Source organism: Terrabacter sp. 01T434, from assembly GCF_056398545.1.
In genome coordinates this window covers 1-20,065 of the sequence record NZ_JBFTPP010000014.1, presented here as the reverse complement: position 1 = coordinate 20,065, position 20,065 = coordinate 1, and the positions used below count along the sequence as shown (strand labels likewise).

Sequence of the window (20,065 nt, the reverse complement as noted above, 5' to 3'; positions counted from 1 at the left end):
GTCACATCCGGGCTGTGGCCGGTGTCTTGATGTCGACGCAAACCCGACGTTCCCCAGAGGAGGAACCATGACCACCAGGATCCAGCCGAAGCCGATCACCGGAGCCTACGGCGCGATGGTGAAAGCCTTCAGCCGCAAGATGTTCGGCAAGGTGCCCCAATCGCTTGGCGTCATGTGGCACCACGTCCCGGCGCTCAAGGCCGGCATGCGCTTCGGCCAGCAGCTGCAGAAGTGGGACGCGTGTGACGAGGGCCTCAAGTCGTTCGCGCACATGGCTGTCGCCTCGTTCGTCGGGTGCACGTGGTGCCTCGACTTCAACTACTTCATGGCCCAGAACCACGGGCTCGACGTCGAGCGGGCGCGGGAGATCCCGCGGTGGCGCGAGTCCGACGTCTTCACGCCGCTCGAGCGGGAGGTCATGGGCTACGCCGAGGCGATGACCCAGACGCCGCCCACGGTCACCGACGAGATGGTCGAGAGCCTCGCCGGTCAGCTCGGTGAGGCCGCGCTCGTCGAGCTGACGACGGTCATCGGCTATGCCAACCTCACGACGCGCTCGAACGTCGCCCTCGGCATCGAGTCGGAGGGCTTCGCGTCGGCGTGCGGTCTCAAGCCGATGGCGGAGCGCTCCGCCGTACGCTCGACCGCATGAGCAGGGACCCGTTCCTCGACCACCGCAGTCTGCTCTTCACGGTCGCCTACGAGATGCTCGGGTCGGCGGCCGACGCCGAGGACGTCGTGCAGGAGACGTGGCTGCGTTGGGCCGACCTCGGTGACGACGCGCGCGGCGAGGTGCGCGACCCGCGGGCCTACCTCGTGCGGATCGTCACCCGGCAGGCGCTCAACCGGCTGCGGACCCTTGCCCGCCGGCGGGAGGACTACGTCGGCGAGTGGCTGCCGGAGCCGCTGCTCACGAGCCCGGACGTCGCCGAGGACGTCGAGCTCGCCGAGAGCGTGTCGATCGCGATGCTCACGGTGCTGGAGACGCTGACCCCGACCGAGCGGGCGGTCTTCGTGCTGCGCGAGGTCTTCGACGTGCCCTACGACGAGATCGCGGAGGCGGTGGGCAAGGCGACGGCGACGGTGCGCCAGGTGGCCCACCGCGCGCGGGGGCACGTGGCGGCCCGTCGACCCCGGGTGGCGGTCGACCGGTCGGAGCAGGAGCAGGTGCTCGAGCGCTTCATGGCCGCGGTGACGACCGGCGACGTGCAGAGCCTGCTCGAGGTGCTTGCCCCCGATGTCGTCCTCGTCGCCGACGGTGGCGGGCTGGCGCAGGCGGTGCGGCATCCGGTCACCGGTGCCCAGCGGGTGGCCAAGTTCCTGTCGGGCTTCCCCCGCGTCGGCGACGGGGCGCAGATCGCCACCTTGTCGCTCAACGGCGGCCGTGCGGTGCGGATCGACTTGCCCGCCTTCGGGACGACGGTCGTCAGCGTGGCCGTCGAGGACGGCCGGATCACCCACGTCTACGCCATGCGCAACCCGACCAAGCTCGAGCGGCTGGAGCAGGAGGCCGAGCTGACCCGTTGACCCGCCTCACGGCATACACGATCGGTGTCGGGCCGGCACGGCGTCGAGAGCGCTCGCTATGGTCGCGGATGGGGCAGGCTCGACGCATCGTCGAGCCTGCTGACTGGTTGCTGACCAGGGTCGAGCGCGGCAACCCGCGGACCCGGATCGACGAGCTGCACGGTGACCGAGCGTGGTCCGAGGGGCAACCACGCGGTCCGCGGATCCACGGCGCGACGTACTTCCGCGGTGCACGGCGCGATCGAGGCGACGGGGCCGGGCGACCTCGTGCTCTTCCCCGACTGTCAGGGCACGCCGACGAACGACCGAGCCCGGCAGCGAGATGGTCGAGGTGCTGTCCCGTGCGGACCAGCGAGGCGTCGCGCCTTTCGCGGCAAATGAGGATGTTCGCTTGCCTGCCTCGTACAGCGGTGCGGTGGCCCTGTCATGTGTCGCGCGTCCCGTGCCGCGATTATCCGCCTTTCGGGCTCTTGGTCCCCTCCCCGCCGTGGTGCGCGTCGTTGCGCCAAGCGGTTGCAGGTCGATTGCGCGACCGGGGACACCCCGCACCATCATCAGCGAGCGACGGCGCGAGACATGCGCCCCTAACGGAAGGCACCAGCCATGATCGACGCCACCACCGCGAACGCCGACACGGAGCTCGCCGACTACGACGTGTTCGCGGCCGCACGCTGGCTTGGCGAGCTCCACAACAGCACGGCGAAAGCGTCTCGTTCACCGAGGTCGAATGGCAGTGCCGAACGTGGGGGAGCGGGCGAGGTCGCGGAGACCATCACGACACCGGCATGTTCACGATTGTCGCAACGGTCTTCAACCTCGAGCAGTGGCGCAACCGTGATGGGCGAGACGAGCTCGTCGTCGCGATGCCCTTTCGACGTTCCCCCGCGTCGCAGCGCTCATCGACCGCGGCGACGACCCGGCGGACTGGCCCTGGTTCACTGAGGAGGCCGAGGGCCGCGAGCTCGACGCCGCAGCCGAAGTCCTCGACGTTCCAATGGAGGTCTTCGCCGCTGACCCGCACCTGCGTAGGGCGATTGGCCTGCGCTGACACGCCAGCAGCCGGCACATCAGGGGCCATCGTGGAAGCGTTGCGTGCGAGGAACCGGGGAGTCCCACTTCCGGCACACCGGTTGCTGTGATCCAGGGGGGTCCACTGCTGGAGGTGGCGGGCGAGCCGATCCAATGGTGCGACGCATCGGAGCTCATCACGCTTGGACGGCTCGGTGGGCATGACCTCCGGGACCGATACGTCTGCAGTCACGATGTTCGAGACCACGGACATGTGGGTCGAGGAATCGGCTCGTCTGGACGCCGGCGTTGCGAGTGTCGTGCGGGGTGCAGTGGTGCGCGCCCCTTCGTGCCCCCTTCGCGCCCGGCGACGCTCTCCTGAAGGCGTGCCGGATGTGTGCCGCGTCGGCGGGTCGGCGACAGGACGCCGTCGGCCACGGAGCTGTTAGGCGCAGTTGGTGGCTGCGGAGTGCCGCTCGTCGAGCTTCTCGAAAGGTGGCTGGACTATGCCGTTCTGTGCGTCCTGTTCAAGGTGCGGCTCTCCTTCCCGGCTACTGGCCGATCAGCCCCTCGAGGCCGACCGGGCGTAGGCCTCCGCGACGTTGAACACCTTGCGGACATACGCGTCAGAGGCGTTGTAGTGCAGCACGGCTTGCGTCCAGTCGGCGCCGTCCCGGAGGTCGAGTCCGCCTGAGCACAGGTGTCGCGCCGCCCCCCATGCCGCATCGTCGATGTCAGACGGGTCTGCGACGCCGTCCGCGTCCGCGTCAGCGCCGAAGGTGCGCCACGAGCCGGGAAGGAACTGCATCGGACCGATGGCATGCTCCCGGGTGTCGTCGGCGTGCACGCGTGCTCCGCCCGGGTCGGGCCGGATCGCAGCCACCCCGCCTTCGCCGTCGAGCGCGGGGCCGACGATCGGCCGGGAGGTGCGCCCGTCCTCCAGCAGACGAGTTCCGGCGATCGTCCCGTGGGCGGACTCCACCTCACCGATGGCTGCCAGCGTCGCCCAGCCCACGTGGCACCCGGGGCGCGCCGTCGACTCGAGGATCGAGGCCCTGCCGTAGGCGCGCAGTGCCACGAGAGGGATCCCGGTGCGCTTAGCGGTGTGCGCCGACCACATCGGGTCGGGTGCGACCACGAGCCCTTTGGCGTTTGCATCGTGGTGGGCCCTCGTCGGCGCTGCGTCGGCATCACTCATAGCGGGCGCGGTCAGGGCGGTGGTGTCGACGATGTCGACGAGGGACCTCGACGCCGGCTCCTCGACGACACTCTCGGACCGGTGGCCAGCAAGCCACGCCGTGCCGAGGAGGACGAGGGGGAGGACGAGTACGGCTGCGTGAGCCAAGCGGGGGCGGGGGCGTTGTTGTGAACGGATGGGCACCGCTAGCAGAACCGGCCGGTGAGGTCGTCGGCCGTGCGCTGGCCCCGTAGCGCGAGGTCGGCCCCCACGGCCGCACAGGACCAGACATTCAAGGAAGTGCTTCGCATACCGCCATCTTGGCGGACCAGGCCCCAGCGCTGCGCCGACGTTCGCACCGAAGCCATGTCCGCAGGACCTCGGCGCCGCCGACGGTCGTGCGGCCGAACGTCCAATGAGCGGCATTAGCGTGCGTTGGGTGTCGACCCGCCGCGGCCATCTTGAGCCATGGCTGAACGTCGGTGGTCAGAGCAGGGATGCGGTGAGGTCCTGCTCGCCGTGCTCGACCCCGACGGGAAATGGCGTTCGGCAGTACCTTCTCGTCAGTCTCGTAGATGATGGCGCATCTGATGTTCCGGAAATGGAGGACTCCCGCGGTGCCTCAACCTTTGACTCGAGCACACGACAACCGGAAGAGGCGCGCGAGTCTCGCAGCCGTGATGGGGGTGCTTGTAGCTATATTCGCGAGCTCCATTGGAGTGCTCTCAAGCCAAGCCTGGCCAACCTTCTGGGGTGTAGCCGCTGTCTTCATCACCGTTGAAATCGGGCTTCTCGTCAAGATTTCGCGCCTAGCCAATAAGTAGGGTCAGTCCACGCAGAGCGGCTACTTAGAGACTGGTTGCAGGATCGGTGTCCGGCCAGACTCGGTCCAGGTGCTCGGCGAGACGCTCTCAGATGCGGCTGCCCACCGGCGTCATTGGTGTGGCTCTCTCATGGCATGCGCTCTCGTCGGGCACCGCGCGAGGAGAGGCTCTAAAGGGGTTTGTTCTGCTCAAAGTAGCGATGCCCTTCCCGCTTCCACGTCACTGAGGGAACGAGGAGGTGCATGGCGATGGGCGTGATCATCGGGATGGATCCGCACAAGCGCTCGGCCACGATCGAGGTCATCGACCAGGGCGGGCGAGTACTGCAGGTGGGGCGGTTCGACACGAACGAGGCCGGCTACGCGGCGATGCTCGCCGCTGGTCGAGGCCACGGCGCGATCGGGGAGCGGGTGTGGGCGGTCGAGGGCTGCAACGGCATCGGCCGGCACATCGCGCACCGGCTCGTCCACGACGGGGAACGAGTGCTCGACGTGCCGACGAAGCTGTCGGCGCAGGTGCGCATCTTCGCCACCGGCAACGCCCGCAAGACCGACCCGGTCGACGCGCACTCGGTCGCGTTGGCGGCGCTGTACGCGCCGGCCGAGCCCGGCCTGCGCCGGGTGCTGGTGGAGGATGACTTGGTCGTGTTGGGGATAATGGTGGACCGCCGCGACGAGCTGGGCCGGGCCCGGACGCAGACGGTCAACCGGCTGCATCGGCTTCTGCTGGAGCTGATTCCGGGCGGCGCGAAGACGTTCCTGTCCGCGCCGCAGGCCCGCGCGCTGGTCGCGAAGGTCAAGCCGCGTGACCTCGTCGGCAAGACCCGGCGCCGGCTCGTCGTTGAGCTGATCGGTGAGCTCGAGGTGATCGACCGCAAGATCAAGACCGCGGAGAAAGAGCTTGCCGCGCTCGTGCAGGAGCGCGGCTCGACCCTGTTGGAGCTGACCGGGATCGGCCCGACCGGCGCCGCGCGGCTGCTGGCCGACGTCGGGGACATCCACCGCTTCCGTGACAAGGACCGGTTCGCCTCGTGGAACGGCACCGCGCCCCTGGACGCGTCCTCCGGGGCGCAGCAACGCCATCGGCTCTCTCGCGCGGGCAACCGTCGGATCAACCGGGCGCTGCACATCATGGCCGTCGTGCAGCTGCGCAACCCGACCCCGGGGCGGGAGTTCTACGACGCCCGCAAGGCCGGCGGCACCCCGTCGATGATGGCGATGCGGTCGCTGAAGCGGCGCCTGTCCAACATCGTGTACGCCCGGATGGTCGCCGACCAGAGCCGCCGTGAGCACGCCCTGCGAACCGGCGAGGTGACGGGTCCGGGAGGGCACCGGGGCAACGTCTCTGACTCCAGCGTGACCGGCTCACAACCCCACACCGGCTCTTCGGAGAAGCCTCTTCCCGGGCCCGTCACCACCGAGCGTAGAACCCCGGTCCTCGCCAGGTCTTGACCTAAAGGGGTGCCATGAGCGAGCGAATCCCGGGATCCGCGGCCTGTCTGATTGCCGATCGCTGCATGAGAGGCGATTCTTCGACCCATGGGCGCGTGGGGCACCGGACCGTTCGATAACGACGATGCTGCTGACTTCGTCGACGAAATCGTCCAGCTGAGCCTGGACGATGCCCACCAGCAGGTGGATCAGGCTTGTCGCCTGCCGTCCGGGAGGGTCGACTATCGCCGGGGCGCCAGGGCAGTCGCCGCCGCAGCGATCGTCGCGGCCTGCCTCGATAGCGCGGGCGACCTTCCCCTCGAGGCGCGTGATCTCGTGGAACGACTCGGCGGTGACCTGAACGGCGACGCACTCCGCGCGGCTCACGGCGCCATCACGCGGGTGGGGCAGGGCGACAGCGAATGGAATGAACTCTGGCTCGACGTCGAGATGTGGGCGGCAGCCCGGGATGTCGTCCGCAACATCCAAGCCCGATTGGCTTCGGACGCCCGAGTGAGTGAACACCGACAGCCCGGTCAGGATGCCCTCTTCTAGGCAGCGCCCCCCGCGGCATATGAGGACGTTCCCGATGGCAGGATCAGCGACGTGACCGGCCGCCTTCGACCTGACCTCGACGCTCGCTTGCACGGCGTAGCGGTCGGCTTCATCCTGCCTACAGGCCCGCGCGTTGACGATGCCGTGACGCTGGCGGAGGACCTGGTCGCGTCTGGGTCCGTGGGCGCATCAACGGTCGCGGTTGCAGCTCTGAACCGCTCCACTCCACTCAGTGACGCAGAACCGCTGATGCGGGCGATGCTGGCTGAGCAAGGCATCGAGGTGCCACTCGTCGTCGACGAGGAGTCAGAGTACCGAGCACTGCTGCTCGCGTTCGGCTACTGGAACCTCCCGATCCACTTCTTCGAGGGACCGTTCTATGTCCGGGTTCCGGCGTGGGACGACCAAGGCCCCCTCGATCGCGCCCTCGTCACCTTGCTCGACCAGCGCGACCACATGACGTCGCCGGCGGAGCGCGACCCCACCGAGCAGGAGATGCGGGCTGTTGTGCGCGCTTACATCCGCACCGACTGACTCGCGCGCAGCGGCATGAACGCGCGTGCGTGTCGGCGGGCGTGGCGTGGTCGGAGACCGATACTTCAGTAATGGGTGTGCGGGTGCGCGAGGTGTGGTTCTGGCCGAACGGCGGGGGCGGATGGGTACACCGTAGGTCCCGGACTCGCCCGGTGGTGACGCGCTGGCCCGTGCGGGCGTCGTCGTCGAAGCCCAACTGCGACTGCTGCTGGGCGGGCACGAGGTGCGGCTCAGGTCCTCCCGCTTACAGGTGCTCGTTGATGGCGCCCGGAGCCGGGGAAAGAGATGAAGCTCACCGTCTTCGCCGACCTGATCGGCGGTGGCGAGGGCGCGCGAGTCAACGTGCCGGACGCGGCGGCTGAGCTGGGCGCCGAGCAGCGGTGGTGGCTGGCCTTCGACGTGATGCGTCGTGCGTGCGAGCAGTTGCAGCAGGTGGCCGGCGAGCGCCCGGGGCCGTGGCCGCTACTGGCGGCCGAGATGCTGGCCCGGGGGCCGGTCGAGCGGCTGGTCAGTGCCTGGAAGGCCTCCCCGGATCGGCGTCACCGCGCCCGCTTGGTGACCGGGGATCCACCGCCTTCTGCTACGACTGTGCAATGAGTCGTTACCTCAGGGCCTGGATGCGCACCAAGTTGGCCCGAATGGTGCAGGACGTGGTTCGCGAGGAGTTGCGTCGGCAACATGGTGATCCTGATAGCAGGAGCGTGCTGGAACGCCGGCTGCGGAACGACATCGGGCTGGCGATGGACATGTCCGCGGCGGCCGCGAGCGCGCAGCTTGTCCTGACCGCCATGCCGTCCGCCGTCGCGCACGTCGCCCCCCACGACACCTTGCGCTACGCACTGCGCGAAAGCCGTTTGAAAGGGATGATGCTGGAGTTCGGCGTGGCCACTGGCACCACGCTGCGGATCATCACTGCGGCCGCCGATGGGCGGAGGGTGTACGGCTTCGACGCCTTCGCCGGACTGCCAGAGGACTGGCGGGTTGGGTTCAAGCAAGGAGCATTCGCGCAGAAGCCGCCCGACGTGCCGGGCGCGGAGCTCATGATCGGCTACTTCGACGACACACTGCCGGCTTTCGTCGCGGCGAACCCGGGTGTTGTGGCGTTCTTGCACTGCGACGCGGATCTATACGTGTCTACCCGATCTATCCTCGCGCACGTAGGCTCTAGGCTCCGTCGTGACAGCATCGTCATGTTCGACGAGTACATGAACTATCCCTGGTGGCAGGAGCACGAGTACCGCGCCTGGACCGAGTGGACCAGTGAACACGGCGTGGAGTTTGAGTACGTCGCGTTCACGTGGCAGCACGAGCAGGTCGCGGTGCGCGTCTTGTCGACGCCCTGGGACCGCGAGGCTGCGTAGTCGACGTACACAGGCGCCCGCGGTGGCCGAGTTCCGAGTCGCTGTTCCCACCGCTTGCCTGAGCCTGCAGACGCTCGCTCATCGGCAGGACCGCGCGGACATCGGCAGGACCGATGGGCGGCATGACCGGACGTTGGAATCAGCGCCACACCTGCTTTGAGCGGAGACTGGCGAGGAAGCGCCAGAATCCCGTCAGTGGCCCGTCCTTGCGAAGCGGATTGCGCTTGTGCGGGAGGTCCTGCAACACCGCGCGGCCGGTCTCGTCCGCTACCGCTGCGAGGTCATCGACACGAAGCAGGCGTCGGAGCCGTGCCTCCGTGATCGTGCGACTCCAGGCAAAGGCGCTGTGCTTCTCGAATGCTCGACGCTCTGCGTCCGTGGCGGCAGAACCGATGAGGTATCCCCACCGACCCGCTTCCGGCCACTGCCGGTCGCGCCGATACGCCTCCGCGAGAAGGCTTCGCACCTCGTGGTCATGCGGATAGGACGCCAGGAGGCCCTTGAGCCGGTCACGCGCTTTGCGTACGTCACCGTGCTCAAGGTCTGCCTTTGCCCGTTGGAGTCCGTTCACGCTGCAGATCATGTCGCGCTTTCTCGCCGCGAGACATGAGCCCACGGCGGCAAATCAGTGCGTTCCGTAATGGGATATGGGTCTGGTGGATCACCTGACAGAGTTGGAGCATGACCGCCGAGTTCTGCATGGGTTCGACTGACGCCGAGCACTTCTCCATCACCGTGCTGGATCGAGAGCATGCTGGCGCGGACGATTACTGGGATGGGAACTGGGTCATCGCCACAATCACCGTGGCCGTCGGCGGCTTCACCGGTCACGTCCGCGCCTCGCTCCGCACGGACGAGATCCACCGGTTCAACGAGGGCCTGAAGGCCCTGAACCAAAACCTCTCGGGTGCCGCAGCTCTCGAGAGCATGGAGGACTGGATCACCCTTACGGTGAGGGCTGTATCCCGCGGGCGGATCGAGGTCTCCGGGGAACTCAAGGACGGCGCGGGAATCGGCAACGTCCTGAAGTTTGAGTTGCCTGAAGCGGACCAGACGTACCTTGCAGATTGGATCAGCAGCTTGGACGACATCGAAAGCGCTTACCCGGTAATCGGCAAGCCCTGACTCCGCCGTCCTGTCCACGGCACGACGGATCGGCGGCAAATGAGGACGTCGCGTGAGACGGCGAATGTCCCCACAGACCTGGGGCCCAGGGATGGCCGGGGCTAGCTCGCCCGTGGCGGCGCGGCCGAGCGCAGCGACCACACGAGGGCGCGGTAGAGGCCCTCGTAGGCCCGGTGCTCGACGCGCTCGCCTCCGACGGAGACGACCTTGTTGACGCATCCGACGCGGGTGGGCTGCTCCTGTTTCTTCAGGGTTCGCCGGTACTGCACGTTGACGAGCCCGCTGAGCGACAAGGAGGCGGCGGCGCGACGATCCGCGAAGCCGGCTTCCAAGCGGTCGCGGAGGCCCGGCGACAGCGTCGGGTCCCAGAGGAAGAAGTCCCATCTGCCGGCGGCGGCAAGCTCATCGAGCGTGTGGCCGTCGAACGGGGCGGACTCCTGGAGCAGCTCGACCTGGTCGAGGAAGCGTTTCTGCTCCTCAACCTTGCTCACGAGCAGCCAGCGCAGGCGCGGCCACCGTGGCCACAGCGGTGCAAGGGCGTCGCAGACCAGCTGCGCGTTCAGGTCCCGGATCTCGATGCTCAGCCCTCGTCCGTCGCGGGCCCACTCGGCGGGGCGAAAGAGCCCGTCGGGGACGCTCATGGCGCCGTGACCGTGGTCAGCATCCTGTTGCTCGCTCGAGCGCCGTGACGCTCCCGCGCAGCCCCGGCGGGCCAGCCTCGAGCCGGTACGAGACGGTGACGCAATCCCCGACCCGGACGCCGGAGGGGACGGCGTTCGAAACCAGGAAGCAGTCACCGGAGGCGTCCGGCCTTCCCAGGCACACCCTCGGCGCCACCGTGGTGACGACACCCGTGAACTGCGCGTCGCCGGCCGAGCACGCCCCAGACAGGAACGCGAGGCACAGCAGGGCCGCGAGGTTAGCTGCCCGCACGCGCGTCATGAGCCCGACGGTAGCGGCCCATGACCCGCGAGAGGTGGAACCGGCGACGGGAGGGGCAAGGACGATTTCAGCTGATGAGGGCGGAGGGCACCGCGACCCTGCTTGACGGTCGATGCCGTGACTGCCTTGTTACGGCGCAGGCCAGATGTGCTGCCCGTCCGCCCGAGCGACCCGCGGCATGAGCGAGTGCGGCGCCGAGAGTGGCGAGCCAGGATGACGTCCGCTGGCCTCCTATGGTCGTGCCATGTCGACCTTGTCCGCGCAGGTGCTTGCTACTGGTGTGCTCGTCTGGGACGGACAGGGTCGGCTGCTGATGGTGAAGACGCACAACCGGTCGACGTGGATCCTGCCCGGAGGCATTGTCGAGGCCGGCGAGTCGCCAGCCGATGCTGGCCGGCGGGAGGTGCTCGAGGAGGTCGGTCTGCACATACAGGTGGGACGGTTGCTAGCCGTGCAGCACCTTGGCAGCCATGACGGGACGCCGAGCAGTGTCCAGTTCGTGTTCGACAGCGAACCAGTCCTCGTGAAGCCGGCCCTCGCTCTGCAGGACGATGAGATCGCCGAGGCTGACTGGCTCGAGCCGGATCAGGCGATCACTCTCCAGAGCGCCGCGGGCGCCGCTCGGCTGCAGGCTGCGCTCAACGCGCGGTCGGGAGCGGGCGTGGCCTTCCTGGACGCCTCCCGGTCCGAGTGAGTTGGCAGCAGCCGCAAACGGTGACGGCGTTGGGGCATGATGCGGCGACTGACGCGTCGGCCTGCCGTCAGGGTCGAAGCCGGGCCGCCAGCCCAGCGGCTGGTGCGGGGTAGAGGGGCAACGGCTCGTCCGCGTCGTCGAGGGCTCGCCACACCACCGGCAGCACCGAGCCGTCGCCTTCCACAAGCTGGCCGCCCTCACGGGCCGGTTCCGGGTCCAGTCGGCCGGTGTACATGAAGACGATCTCGTGACCCTGACGACCGTCAATGGAGTAGATGCTCTCGACAACGTCCAGGTAGGCCAGATCGCGGATGGATGCGCCGAGCTCTTCATGCACTTCCCGGACGACAGCTTGCGCGTGTGTCTCGCCCACCTCGACGCCGCCGCCGATGAAGCGGTGGTATCCCTGCGGGTTCTCCAAAGTGGGCGGGCAGAGGCTGACGGCGTGGGCTTTCAGCTCAGCGTCGGGCGCTATGAGCATGGCCTTCACTCGGATCTTCGGTTCGCTCTCAAGCATGGCCGAAACCTAGCCGGAGGCACCGTCCCAACAGCCGAGGAGCGGCAGAAGAGAACGTCCCAACTCAGCCCGCCCACTCGGCAAGGACAGGCTCGAGAATCTGCCGCCCTACTTGAAGATGGTTCTCCTGGTCATTCGTGTACGAGGCGAACTCCAGATCGCTTGCGGCCTTCCGCAGCAGTTGAGGCAGTGGCGCGGACGCGTTGTCCAGCGCTCCGGCCGCTTGTTCGGCCAGACGGGAGAGGTCCAGCAGGCTCGCGGTGCCGTCTTCGAACGCGGTCCACGCTTCCCTGAGTGGCGCGAGGACCCGGCGGCCGTGGTCATCCATGGCTGCAGGGTACGGACTAATCCGCGGCCACGCGATCATGAAAAGCTCGCTCGGCGGCATGTGCGGAAGCCGGGATCAGGGTGCTGGCTCGACCACATAGTCGATGGGCCGATCCGGTGAGTCGGTGCGAGGGTGGACGAGGACGTGTTCCGAGTACGGCGGTTCCCCCGGCATTTCATACCGGATTTCAACGGTCCACCAGACCGAGGAAGGCATCATCTCCAGCGACACGTTCGTCGGAGTCATGGGCTTGTCGGCATGGCGATCGATGAGGGCTTGACCTTGCTGGCTGTCGCCGATGATCGAGTCCAGGGCGCCGCGGTCTCCCGTCGCTACCGCTGCCGTGTAGGCGTCTAGGGCCGCATAGGGGCTCGCGTGTCGGGAGAAGAGCCCGAGCTTGCCGGCCCCCAATGCGCACACGAGCAGAAGCGCGGATCCCAGGCCAATGAACAACCAGCGCCGACGCGACGTTCTGGGTGAATCAGGGACCCCAATCCGGTCCTCGATGGCGGCCATGAGCGAGTTTCGCACAGCCATCTCCCGCGCACCGGAGATGACGCGAGGAGCGGCATGACCGAGCGTTCCTCGGACAGTTTGGGAGAGCGACTCGCTTGGCTCAGCCGGGGTCTTGGGATCGGTTGCCCAAGGTGTGGTTGTCGACCGGCTCGGCATGCCATCCATGAAAGGGAAGCAGGTCACGCAAGGTTGCGGTGTGGTCAGGACCGAGGAGGACGGTGGCCTCGAGGTTCTGCTGCGAAATGGTTCTGAGGAACTCCCGGCACCGACCGCACGGCGGGATGACGTGCAAGGACGCGTCCGCCGGGTCTCGCCAGACGGCGACGACCCTGGTGATGGTCGGGGTAGTGGCCGCGATGAGCTGGCTCATCGCGCTCATCTCGGCACAGATGGACAGGTGGCCACCGACGCAGGCGCCTGTGAAGATCTGTCCGTCCTCGGCTTCCACTGCCGCACCGACGTCCCCGATCCAGAATCCCGCGCTGAGCATTTGCGGGTTCAATGCGCTGGCGGCCCGGGCGATCAGATCGACATCGGACACTCTCTTCGGGCTACGGGCGGCTGATGCGTCGTTACGGGCGGGCACGCAGTCAGTCTGCCGGTGACTTGTCGAGCTAAGGTGCGTCTCGGTTACGCAATGTCCGGGCGTCACGGTCCTAGATGCCCACGGTCGCTCGAAGAGCGGCAGATGAGTGCGTTGGGCAGCGCCCTAACCGACCTCGCGACCGGGCAGCGGTGAGCCGGCTAGAAAGGCCTCGTAGTCATCCCGAACGTCTTCGTCGACGTGGGGTTGCTGGGTGGAGTACCGCCCGTCGGTGCGATCGCGCTTGGGCCCTGACATCCAGAACTCTTCGCCGGTTTCGACGTCGTAGAAGTTGGAGTCGAAGTTGGCCCTCGCAGTCCCTGTGACGCGTGCCAACGTTCGCCCGTGGACGTATGCCGTCCGCCAGCTGCGGGTGAAGCGCACCCGGACGATCCAGGCGGGCCCGCGATCCGTGTTGTGACCCGTCTTGAGCTGGAGGTACATGATCCGCTCGGCCATTCAGGCAGCGTATGACTTTGGATCAGTGTGTGCCCCAGGGTTTCCGACTCGCGGCATGAGCGAGCATCACTCACGCCACTTCTGGGTGTGGGGGGAAACACCGACTCCGCGGCGCGCCTCCAGGGATGCAGCCAGAAGCCTCAGTAGCTGCAGGAGCAGTAGGTGACCACGTATCCGAGCCATACGGCCACGGCGACGACGAAGACCACGGCAGCCGCCGTGAGACGGCCTCGAGAACGGCGTGGACCGACCGCCGAAAAGGCTCCAAACGCCAGGATGCTGGCCAGGATGACCGAAAGCACGATGGTGGACGCCCGGTGCCGGGACCAGCCCCACACCAGCAACTTCACGAAGCCGCCGAAGAGTGCGCACGCCGCAACGCCGATCACCATCTCTGCGACGGCGTCACCCAGACAGGAGCGCACATGGTGCCCGGCCTGTTCTGGCGCGCCGGCGCTCTTCGGCTGCTCCCCTGTCACCACCGGCGGAGTGTCGCATGCGCACCCCGCTTCGGTGCAGTGACAGGGCCGTCGCAGCTCAGAAGGGGCAGAGGGACGCGTCCCAGCGCGGCATAGTCGGACGTCGTCAGGCGAGGCGGTGTGGTCGGTCGTGGCGCAGCAGTTCGGGCAGGGAAGTCTCTCGCGGCCTCAGCGACCATGAACTAGGGCTTCCCAAAAGAACGGCGAGTCGCCAGCCAGGAAAATGAGTAATAGAAGGAGTGCAGTCAATCCCCAGAAAATCAGTGCCAGACCTGCACCCGGCTCCGGCCCGGTCTTCTTCCGGAATCGCCTGAGCAGTTGAGCGCGGCGGATGAGGATCGCCACCATTGCCAGGCCGACGACGACTTCTAGCAGATGCAAGTTCCCGATCCCATGATTCGAAGCGTAGTCGCGCACGAGCATCTCCGACTCAACGGCACGATCGCTCGAGGAGCGGCAAATCCGGTAAAGGTCTCACGCTGACAGGACGGTGTTCTGCGCGGTCAGGGCCGGCTGTCCGTAGGCTGGCCATCGTGAGCGAACAGCAGGTTCCCGGCGCACCTCTGCGAGCCAGGAATCGCGTCGAGATCAGCCTCTGGTGCGTCTCGCTGCTAGGGCTAGTCTGCGTCCTCTGGAATGCCGTGGACGACCCCGAGTGGTGGCGATGGGCCCTGGTCGTCTCGTGGGCCTACGTGAATCTGTCTCTGATGATTTCTTGGCGTCGCCGTTGGCACGCTGGCAGGGCTCCCTCTTCGTAGCAGCGTTTGCCGCACCGGTCAGAGAAGCATCGCGCTGTTCGGAAGACCCGCCCGGCGCGCGCCGCAATTGGGGATGTCCGAGCCAACAGGGCGGGGGTGAGTGACAGCATGGGCGCGTACCGAGGGCCAAGGTAGTAGGGGCAGGATGAACAGATTCAGTCAGTGGCGCGTCAAGAACGCGCGGAGGACCTTGAAGATCTGGCGAGTGTTCATGCCGCTCTTCATCTTTTTCTGTGGCTGCGCCGCGATGGCAGGAAAACTGGCGGGCGGGTTTGGGGTGCTTGCGGTGGGCTACCTCGTCATGGTCGTCATGTTTCAAATGGCCCGCTGGGACGCCGAACTGCCAGTCAGGAAGAGAAACCTGATCTTTCAGCCATAAGCGCCTGTGCAGGACAGCGCAGCGCCTGCAGCGGCCCCCTGCCGACGGCCGCTCGCCGGCAAGGCCGATCGGCGGCAAGATCGGACGTCTTGTGCGCGGCATGTTCGGAAATCAGAAGTCGGTCCGTTCCGTCAGACTGGCCGCATGCGCGCCGAGCTCAAAGCACTGGACCTCGAGCCTGACCCCTCGACCCTGCCGGAAGACCCAGCCGGATTTGCCCTGCTGGCTCGGGTCTACGCGGGGCCTGCGGACGGACCAGGGATGGAGTCCTTCGACATCACGGTGTGCAGTCCTGAGTGGCTGGCGGCCGCGTGTCGGAAGGTGGGCCTGTACGACGCTCGGCACCACGTGGTGGTCACCGTTGACGACTTCGATCAGCGCCACTTGCGGGACTGGCTCAAGAGGCGCGTTGCTAGCGTCGATGGCAAGGACTGGAACGACGTCGCAACCAAGTTGGCGAGACTGGGCCAGTGGGAGTTTGAGGACTACCGGGCTTAGGCTCCGAAGCCGCCGCCCCTTGGACTCGTGGCGGCAGATGAGGGCGGTGCGAGGCGTTCTCTTTTGCGATAACGAATCAGCCAGAACTCGGGCCGACTCATAACAAGGGCCCAGTGGTCGTGGTGACATGCGCGGGTGACCATTGAGCTGGCCCCACCCGTGTCGACTGCACCGTATCGCCTGCGGATATTGGCCGGATGGCTCGTGTTCGGTCTGCTGGGAGTCCCCGGGGCGCTTCTCATCCTCTGGCTCGGAGCGCCATCGGATCCCTGCCCACCGGCGGTAAGTGGCTGCGGTCCAGATCCGTGGACTGTTGCGCAGGTCGGTCTAGCCCTCGCCGCGGTTGCGAATGTAGGGATGCTCTGGGCGGGCTTCTGGGAGTTCAGGCAGCGACGACTGCTTAGGCGCAGCACCGACGGACGTACATCGCACGCGCAAAAGGCACGCTGATCTTCGTCGAGCGATCGGCGGCAGAAGCGGACGTCTCAATCCCGCCGGCAGTTGACGCTCTTGACTTCTCGCAGGATGCCGAAGTCCGAGGAGATTAACCGGAGTAGGACTCGCCCCTTGGGCGGAAAACTCAGCCTGGCGAGCACGTACGCATCTCCGTCGATGTCTACGTGCGGAAGGGAGTCGCCGTGCAGGTCCGCAAGCAGGGAACGCCAGAACGTGCCGGGGTCGCCGAGAAGTCCTGGGAAGTGCGAGTCCGCCACGATTCCTCGGTCCTCGATCCTCAGCGTGAAGGAGTCGTTCAGCGAGGTGGCCTTCGTCGGCAGGTTGTTGCCGGGCCCGTCTTCATACTCGACCGGGAGGCGCGCACTTCCATCCGACGAGAACTGTTGCAGTCGTGGATTGCCGCCTTGATGGCGACGGCGTTCCCTGATGGCGTAGACCCAATAGAGGCCGAGGGTTGAAGCGACTCCGGCGACGCCGGCGATGAGCTCAGCCACTCCATCCCCCAGTGGCTAGGCTGTGGCGGTCGCGGCCACTTCGGTGCATTCGCGCAAGGTAGCAGTTGGGCGACGCGCTGCCGCCGGGACGCAGGCCGTCACGTCCTCACGGAACGTCCTCACCTCGACACGACAGGGCTTCACGGTCTGCGGCATGGTCGGACGTCGTCCGAGGAGCGGCATGACGGTGTCCGACGAGCGGCCGGGTCGGACGTCCATCGTCACGCCGCGGCATGCTCGGACGTTCCCGGCATGACCGGACTGGCCCCTGACTGCCCGTACTGCATCTGGCGTGTTGCGGTGAGACGACTGAAGTGAGGTTGTAGCGCGGCACGCGGCAACTGCCTACGCCACTCCCAGAGCAGCGAACTGCATCAGCGCGTTGAGCCACAGGAAGCCCCAGAAGGCGACCATCACCCACCACGGACCCCACGTCAGCGTGAGAACCGGCAACCGCGGCAACCCAGCCGTCTTCGTCCACGTCCTGATGGACGCACCGGACAGGCGCATTCTTGCTGCCACCTCCGAGAACCAAGGGATCCGTCCCTTGTCCTTAGTGGGCCACGCATCGGCGATGACTGAGTCTCCCAGCCGAAGCAGAGCGACGGCAGTGATGGCTCCAAATCCAAATGGGACCGCGCTCAGACTCGACTTGCCGTCGAGCCACATAGACAGCGCGCCACCAGACAGCAGGACCCATCCCGGTAGAGCGATTAGAGCGAGCGTTAGCGTTGGAGAGGGGGTGTCACCCTGACTTCGAACTCTCATGAGCACCCCTGCATTTCAGAACCAACGAAGCCCGTTGGAGGCGTTGTGAAACCAGGCCCAGCACACGGTGGCGGGCTGGGATGTAACCAAACTAGTGCCACTCCATCGCCGCCACAGCGGCTCGCGGCGACGGCCGCTCATCGGCCGAACCAAGCGGATCGCGGCAGTTGCGGACGTTCGCATCGCGTTCCGCGCCGCCGGCAGACTGCCCGTCGTACGTTCAAGGCATGGTGACTCCTACAGACGGCCAAGCCGTTGCCTTCGTCCGTGCGCTGCTGCAGGAAGAGGGCGTGCGTAGCGACCATCCGTGGCGTACGACGGTCGTCAGCGACGACGACGGTTGGGTCGTGAGGACGTGGACACAGACGCCCGGCGACGTCTCGAGACCGGTGGGCCGGCCGCAGTTCGTTCATCGGGTTCGTACCGGCCGCGGATCCGACCAAGGCTTGCGCGCCGAGCTTGAATGGAGTGGGCACGGCACGGACGAGCGTTGACGCCTGAGGCCCGTCGAGATTTGAACCTGGCGGCCGGTATGCCCACGGGCGCTACGGCCGAGTTGCTGCGGTCTACTTCAGACGAACGTCCCCGGAGCGGCAAAAGAGGACGTCGCGGCCACCGAGACTTACGCTCGTTCCACGCCGACTCAGAGACGAAAGCGGGCCCCCATTGCAGCAGCCGAATGAGATGACATCGCTTCCCTCACGCCGACAGCCGCCCGCGCCGGCTCGCCCCGGGCCCTCGGGCGCGGAAGAGATCGTCTACACCGGCACCCTCCCGGACGAGGCCTCGAACCCGACTATGCCGTGCACGGGTTCGCCGTGCAGACCTACGGATGGATGCCGCAGCTGTGGCGGTTCTACAGGTCATTCGAACCGGCCTATGTCTACGACCGGACCGCTCGCATGGGCGAAGGCGTGATCGACTGGGACATCCACCCCGCTGCCTTCTCGTCCCGGTTCGAACCGGAGCTCGATCGCGAAGTCACGACCCTGCACGTCGACGTGAGTAAGTCCCTTCGGCAAGGCGGTCTGTGGGCAAACGACCGCTCCGTCATCGAGCGCTTCCTGGCGGGCTTCGACCCGACTGACGCGAGCTGGCCCCTCGACAACTGAGGCGACCACCCGGAGAGCGGCAAATCCGGTAAACGGTGTTGGATGCATGCCAGGTCATTGCTGACAGGATCGGCGTCTGTGCGAACTCGTGCGAAAGGGGAGCCCTGTGCCGATGTCTGATTCCGTGAAGCAGTGGTTGGATCGCCTGGCTGTGTCGCTGTGGGTCGGCGTCCCGGACGCTGAGAGTGGATGGCAGGTGGCTGAAGCGTGGGTCCGGCGAGTCGAGGCCGAGGTCATGGACGGTCTGGTCGCTGACGCTGAGCCGGCAATCGTTCCGGTGCCCGAGGAGATGCAAGGCGCCGACGGGGTCGAGCCGTTCCCGGTCCCGAGCGTGACCCGCTCCTTGATGAGGTACTCGGCGAGAGGGTCGGTGACGAGCCGGGCGATGACGCGCGAGCAGAGCATCGTGGAGGCAGTCCGCCGGCTGCGGTACCCGGCCGGTGGCGTCGTCTCGTGGTTCCTGTCCGCCTCGGTCTGCGTCAACCTGACCTATGCCGTGCACGAGTTGCCCACCGATCCCGGTGAGCAGCTCGAGGGGCGCCAGGTTCATCTGGAGTGCAAGCTGCTCGGTTTACCGGAGGATGCTCGCGGGCGCCTGCTGCAGGTCGCTGCCAGGTTCGCCGACGAACACGGGCTGATCTACGGGCAGGTCGGCCAGCCAATGTCCCCCGGTTCGGGGACGATCTTGGAGCAGTACCTGCCGATGGCTCGCGGTCCCCGCCAGCGCTGGCAACGTCACGCATTACGCGGGTACGACTGGCTCACGCTCGTCCGGCCGGACCTGTGGGAACAGCTCGACGAACCCCACCGGCAGTACGCCCGCGAGAGCCTGTTCTCCGTAGAGGAGCTACCTCAAGGGCTGGTCCGGCTGCAAGCGACCGAGCGGCCCGAGGACTACAACGAGGTGGCCGTGCGGCACGTTTTCGAGGCGGTGTCACCGCTGCTGCCGGCGCAGGCGCCTGAACCCACGCCGTGGTCGTGGCCCGGACAGGCACCTCCGCCCCCGCCGTTGCTCATCTTCAAGGCCCCCCATCCGCAGCTTCCCAGGGCATGAGCCACTGACGCGCCCTACCGGTCAGCCACTCGGTCTGGGGCGCATATTGGAGCCCGCTCACCGTCAGCGGCATGTCCGGTTACGCCACGCTCGGGTCGCCCGAGCGTGTCATCGCCGTGTCGTTCCTGTGTGCCTCGCACCGGCGGCATGGTCGTCCTTCAGCAAGCAGGGGCGGAGATGACGTCGATTCTGGGTGGCCCGGGGGAGGCGTCGCCGGCGGGCGCGAACCGCGACACGTTCCCTTCGGTCGACGTACCGGTCCCAAGTACATCTGTGTCCACCCCCCCGCAGACCGCTTCCTCCACGTTCGCGATGCCCAATGCTCCCGGCTTCGAGATTGCCTCGATCCGTGGCCCGTTTGTCCCTTGTCCATCCTGAGCGCCAAGGAACACACTGCGAACGTGCCCAGGCACCGCGTCTGGCATAAGGAAGGTCGCCATGTACACGCGCCACACCACGTTCCCCCTCAAGCCCGATAGCGCAAGCA

The 20,065-nt window shown here is 67.0% G+C and carries 26 protein-coding genes; 13 read left to right on the top strand and 13 right to left on the bottom strand.

Annotated elements, in window-relative coordinates:
* Nucleotides 1–67 precede the first annotated feature (67 nt).
* Both AC1DIW_RS21325 and AC1DIW_RS21320 read left to right on the top strand, forming a co-directional pair.
* Complete coding sequence (locus tag AC1DIW_RS21325) at nucleotides 68–652, top strand: carboxymuconolactone decarboxylase family protein (protein WP_442281230.1); 585 nt, start codon at nucleotides 68–70, stop codon at nucleotides 650–652.
* Entirely contained in the window at nucleotides 649–1,527 is an 879-nt protein-coding gene (locus tag AC1DIW_RS21320; RefSeq protein WP_478110791.1) for an RNA polymerase sigma-70 factor, read from the top strand. Before AC1DIW_RS21325 ends, AC1DIW_RS21320 begins: the two co-directional genes overlap by 4 nt.
* A 772-nt stretch (nucleotides 1,528–2,299) precedes the next feature.
* Here AC1DIW_RS21320 and AC1DIW_RS21315 read toward each other — a convergent pair.
* Both AC1DIW_RS21315 and AC1DIW_RS21310 read right to left on the bottom strand, forming a co-directional pair.
* Nucleotides 2,300–2,605, bottom strand: coding sequence for a hypothetical protein (locus tag AC1DIW_RS21315; RefSeq protein ID WP_478110790.1), 306 nt, complete (start codon nucleotides 2,603–2,605; stop codon nucleotides 2,300–2,302).
* Nucleotides 2,606–3,097: 492 nt separating this feature from the next.
* The gene (locus AC1DIW_RS21310) at nucleotides 3,098–3,880 is read right to left on the bottom strand and encodes a lysozyme family protein (protein WP_478110788.1); all 783 of its coding nucleotides are present in this window, start codon (nucleotides 3,878–3,880) and stop codon (nucleotides 3,098–3,100) included.
* Between the two features lie 904 nt (nucleotides 3,881–4,784).
* On the opposite strand from AC1DIW_RS21310, the gene AC1DIW_RS21305 reads away from it, so the two are divergent.
* From AC1DIW_RS21305 to AC1DIW_RS21285, 5 genes are all read left to right on the top strand, one after another.
* Nucleotides 4,785–5,987: an IS110 family RNA-guided transposase gene (locus AC1DIW_RS21305; RefSeq protein WP_478110805.1), complete on the top strand. Its 1,203-nt coding sequence runs from the start codon at nucleotides 4,785–4,787 to the stop codon at nucleotides 5,985–5,987.
* Nucleotides 5,988–6,074: 87 nt separating this feature from the next.
* Nucleotides 6,075–6,521: a DUF4259 domain-containing protein gene (locus AC1DIW_RS21300; protein ID WP_478110786.1), complete on the top strand. Its 447-nt coding sequence runs from the start codon at nucleotides 6,075–6,077 to the stop codon at nucleotides 6,519–6,521.
* Nucleotides 6,522–6,572: 51 nt separating this feature from the next.
* The gene (locus AC1DIW_RS21295) at nucleotides 6,573–7,055 is read left to right on the top strand and encodes a hypothetical protein (protein WP_478110784.1); all 483 of its coding nucleotides are present in this window, start codon (nucleotides 6,573–6,575) and stop codon (nucleotides 7,053–7,055) included.
* A 285-nt stretch (nucleotides 7,056–7,340) separates the two neighbouring features.
* Nucleotides 7,341–7,652 (top strand): hypothetical protein, encoded by a 312-nt coding sequence (locus tag AC1DIW_RS21290; protein ID WP_478110782.1) that lies wholly within the window; start codon nucleotides 7,341–7,343, stop codon nucleotides 7,650–7,652.
* Nucleotides 7,649–8,416, top strand: a complete 768-nt coding sequence (locus tag AC1DIW_RS21285; protein ID WP_478110780.1) for a class I SAM-dependent methyltransferase — start codon at nucleotides 7,649–7,651, stop codon at nucleotides 8,414–8,416. Before AC1DIW_RS21290 ends, AC1DIW_RS21285 begins: the two co-directional genes overlap by 4 nt.
* A 139-nt stretch (nucleotides 8,417–8,555) precedes the next feature.
* Here the strand turns inward: AC1DIW_RS21285 and AC1DIW_RS21280 are convergent, their stop codons facing one another.
* A complete protein-coding gene (locus tag AC1DIW_RS21280; protein ID WP_478110779.1) occupies nucleotides 8,556–8,987 on the bottom strand; it encodes a DUF6584 family protein in 432 nt (143 codons plus the stop codon).
* A gap of 110 nt (nucleotides 8,988–9,097) precedes the next feature.
* Between AC1DIW_RS21280 and AC1DIW_RS21275 the strand changes: the two genes are divergently transcribed.
* Nucleotides 9,098–9,541, top strand: coding sequence for a WapI family immunity protein (locus AC1DIW_RS21275; RefSeq protein ID WP_478110778.1), 444 nt, complete (start codon nucleotides 9,098–9,100; stop codon nucleotides 9,539–9,541).
* Between the two features lie 101 nt (nucleotides 9,542–9,642).
* Here the strand turns inward: AC1DIW_RS21275 and AC1DIW_RS21270 are convergent, their stop codons facing one another.
* Together AC1DIW_RS21270 and AC1DIW_RS21265 are read right to left on the bottom strand one after the other, a co-directional pair.
* Nucleotides 9,643–10,182 carry a hypothetical protein gene (locus tag AC1DIW_RS21270; RefSeq protein ID WP_478110776.1) on the bottom strand — a complete coding sequence of 180 codons (540 nt, stop codon included), beginning with the start codon at nucleotides 10,180–10,182 and terminating at the stop codon, nucleotides 9,643–9,645.
* Between the two features lie 16 nt (nucleotides 10,183–10,198).
* Nucleotides 10,199–10,483 (bottom strand): hypothetical protein, encoded by a 285-nt coding sequence (locus tag AC1DIW_RS21265; protein ID WP_478110775.1) that lies wholly within the window; start codon nucleotides 10,481–10,483, stop codon nucleotides 10,199–10,201.
* 244 nt (nucleotides 10,484–10,727) lie between these two features.
* On the opposite strand from AC1DIW_RS21265, the gene AC1DIW_RS21260 reads away from it, so the two are divergent.
* The gene (locus AC1DIW_RS21260) at nucleotides 10,728–11,177 is read left to right on the top strand and encodes an NUDIX domain-containing protein (RefSeq protein WP_478110773.1); all 450 of its coding nucleotides are present in this window, start codon (nucleotides 10,728–10,730) and stop codon (nucleotides 11,175–11,177) included.
* A 67-nt stretch (nucleotides 11,178–11,244) separates the two neighbouring features.
* On the opposite strand, the gene AC1DIW_RS21255 is transcribed toward AC1DIW_RS21260, so the two are convergent.
* The 7 genes from AC1DIW_RS21255 to AC1DIW_RS21225 form a co-directional block, all read right to left on the bottom strand.
* Nucleotides 11,245–11,694 (bottom strand): NUDIX hydrolase, encoded by a 450-nt coding sequence (locus AC1DIW_RS21255; RefSeq protein ID WP_478110772.1) that lies wholly within the window; start codon nucleotides 11,692–11,694, stop codon nucleotides 11,245–11,247.
* Nucleotides 11,695–11,758: 64 nt separating this feature from the next.
* Nucleotides 11,759–12,022, bottom strand: coding sequence for a hypothetical protein (locus tag AC1DIW_RS21250; protein WP_478110770.1), 264 nt, complete (start codon nucleotides 12,020–12,022; stop codon nucleotides 11,759–11,761).
* A gap of 75 nt (nucleotides 12,023–12,097) precedes the next feature.
* Complete coding sequence (locus AC1DIW_RS21245; RefSeq protein ID WP_478110768.1) at nucleotides 12,098–12,538, bottom strand: hypothetical protein; 441 nt, start codon at nucleotides 12,536–12,538, stop codon at nucleotides 12,098–12,100.
* A gap of 100 nt (nucleotides 12,539–12,638) precedes the next feature.
* Nucleotides 12,639–13,079 (bottom strand): cytidine deaminase family protein, encoded by a 441-nt coding sequence (locus tag AC1DIW_RS21240; protein ID WP_478110766.1) that lies wholly within the window; start codon nucleotides 13,077–13,079, stop codon nucleotides 12,639–12,641.
* A 168-nt stretch (nucleotides 13,080–13,247) separates the two neighbouring features.
* Nucleotides 13,248–13,580 carry a hypothetical protein gene (locus AC1DIW_RS21235; RefSeq protein WP_478110765.1) on the bottom strand — a complete coding sequence of 111 codons (333 nt, stop codon included), beginning with the start codon at nucleotides 13,578–13,580 and terminating at the stop codon, nucleotides 13,248–13,250.
* Nucleotides 13,581–13,720: 140 nt separating this feature from the next.
* Nucleotides 13,721–14,062 carry a hypothetical protein gene (locus AC1DIW_RS21230; protein ID WP_478110764.1) on the bottom strand — a complete coding sequence of 114 codons (342 nt, stop codon included), beginning with the start codon at nucleotides 14,060–14,062 and terminating at the stop codon, nucleotides 13,721–13,723.
* Nucleotides 14,063–14,227: 165 nt separating this feature from the next.
* Nucleotides 14,228–14,476, bottom strand: coding sequence for a hypothetical protein (locus AC1DIW_RS21225; RefSeq protein WP_478110762.1), 249 nt, complete (start codon nucleotides 14,474–14,476; stop codon nucleotides 14,228–14,230).
* Between the two features lie 552 nt (nucleotides 14,477–15,028).
* Here AC1DIW_RS21225 and AC1DIW_RS21220 point away from each other — a divergent pair.
* Both AC1DIW_RS21220 and AC1DIW_RS21215 read left to right on the top strand, forming a co-directional pair.
* Nucleotides 15,029–15,196 carry a hypothetical protein gene (locus AC1DIW_RS21220; RefSeq protein ID WP_478110759.1) on the top strand — a complete coding sequence of 56 codons (168 nt, stop codon included), beginning with the start codon at nucleotides 15,029–15,031 and terminating at the stop codon, nucleotides 15,194–15,196.
* 144 nt (nucleotides 15,197–15,340) lie between these two features.
* Entirely contained in the window at nucleotides 15,341–15,694 is a 354-nt protein-coding gene (locus AC1DIW_RS21215) for an Imm8 family immunity protein (RefSeq protein ID WP_478110758.1), read from the top strand.
* A 485-nt stretch (nucleotides 15,695–16,179) separates the two neighbouring features.
* Here AC1DIW_RS21215 and AC1DIW_RS21210 read toward each other — a convergent pair whose 3' ends face one another.
* The gene (locus tag AC1DIW_RS21210) at nucleotides 16,180–16,644 is read right to left on the bottom strand and encodes a hypothetical protein (RefSeq protein ID WP_478110756.1); all 465 of its coding nucleotides are present in this window, start codon (nucleotides 16,642–16,644) and stop codon (nucleotides 16,180–16,182) included.
* A 1,586-nt stretch (nucleotides 16,645–18,230) separates the two neighbouring features.
* Between AC1DIW_RS21210 and AC1DIW_RS21205 the strand changes: the two genes are divergently transcribed.
* Both AC1DIW_RS21205 and AC1DIW_RS21200 read left to right on the top strand, forming a co-directional pair.
* On the top strand, nucleotides 18,231–18,524 hold the full coding sequence (locus AC1DIW_RS21205) for a hypothetical protein (RefSeq protein ID WP_478110754.1): 294 nt from the start codon (nucleotides 18,231–18,233) through the stop codon (nucleotides 18,522–18,524).
* A 112-nt stretch (nucleotides 18,525–18,636) separates the two neighbouring features.
* On the top strand, nucleotides 18,637–19,578 hold the full coding sequence (locus AC1DIW_RS21200; RefSeq protein WP_478110753.1) for a hypothetical protein: 942 nt from the start codon (nucleotides 18,637–18,639) through the stop codon (nucleotides 19,576–19,578).
* Nucleotides 19,579–20,065: the final 487 nt, after the last annotated feature.

Excerpts from the sequence above, each read along its gene's own strand:
- AC1DIW_RS21275 (WP_478110778.1), top strand. The coding sequence starts at position 9,098 with ATGACCGCCGAGTTCTGCATGGGTTCGACTGACGCCGAGCACTTCTCC.
- AC1DIW_RS21320 (WP_478110791.1), top strand. The coding sequence starts at position 649 with ATGAGCAGGGACCCGTTCCTCGACCACCGCAGTCTGCTCTTCACGGTC.
- AC1DIW_RS21200 (WP_478110753.1), top strand. The coding sequence starts at position 18,637 with ATGTCTGATTCCGTGAAGCAGTGGTTGGATCGCCTGGCTGTGTCGCTG.
- AC1DIW_RS21325 (WP_442281230.1), top strand. The coding sequence starts at position 68 with ATGACCACCAGGATCCAGCCGAAGCCGATCACCGGAGCCTACGGCGCG.
- AC1DIW_RS21250 (WP_478110770.1), bottom strand. The coding sequence starts at position 12,022 with ATGGATGACCACGGCCGCCGGGTCCTCGCGCCACTCAGGGAAGCGTGG.
- AC1DIW_RS21270 (WP_478110776.1), bottom strand. The coding sequence starts at position 10,182 with ATGAGCGTCCCCGACGGGCTCTTTCGCCCCGCCGAGTGGGCCCGCGAC.
- AC1DIW_RS21290 (WP_478110782.1), top strand. The coding sequence starts at position 7,341 with ATGAAGCTCACCGTCTTCGCCGACCTGATCGGCGGTGGCGAGGGCGCG.
- AC1DIW_RS21305 (WP_478110805.1), top strand. The coding sequence starts at position 4,785 with ATGGGCGTGATCATCGGGATGGATCCGCACAAGCGCTCGGCCACGATC.
- AC1DIW_RS21315 (WP_478110790.1), bottom strand. The coding sequence starts at position 2,605 with ATGGCCCCTGATGTGCCGGCTGCTGGCGTGTCAGCGCAGGCCAATCGC.
- AC1DIW_RS21215 (WP_478110758.1), top strand. The coding sequence starts at position 15,341 with ATGCGCGCCGAGCTCAAAGCACTGGACCTCGAGCCTGACCCCTCGACC.
- AC1DIW_RS21260 (WP_478110773.1), top strand. The coding sequence starts at position 10,728 with ATGTCGACCTTGTCCGCGCAGGTGCTTGCTACTGGTGTGCTCGTCTGG.
- AC1DIW_RS21235 (WP_478110765.1), bottom strand. The coding sequence starts at position 13,580 with ATGGCCGAGCGGATCATGTACCTCCAGCTCAAGACGGGTCACAACACG.
- AC1DIW_RS21255 (WP_478110772.1), bottom strand. The coding sequence starts at position 11,694 with ATGCTTGAGAGCGAACCGAAGATCCGAGTGAAGGCCATGCTCATAGCG.
- AC1DIW_RS21265 (WP_478110775.1), bottom strand. The coding sequence starts at position 10,483 with ATGACGCGCGTGCGGGCAGCTAACCTCGCGGCCCTGCTGTGCCTCGCG.
- AC1DIW_RS21285 (WP_478110780.1), top strand. The coding sequence starts at position 7,649 with ATGAGTCGTTACCTCAGGGCCTGGATGCGCACCAAGTTGGCCCGAATG.
- AC1DIW_RS21300 (WP_478110786.1), top strand. The coding sequence starts at position 6,075 with ATGGGCGCGTGGGGCACCGGACCGTTCGATAACGACGATGCTGCTGAC.
- AC1DIW_RS21220 (WP_478110759.1), top strand. The coding sequence starts at position 15,029 with ATGCCGCTCTTCATCTTTTTCTGTGGCTGCGCCGCGATGGCAGGAAAA.
- AC1DIW_RS21245 (WP_478110768.1), bottom strand. The coding sequence starts at position 12,538 with ATGGCCGCCATCGAGGACCGGATTGGGGTCCCTGATTCACCCAGAACG.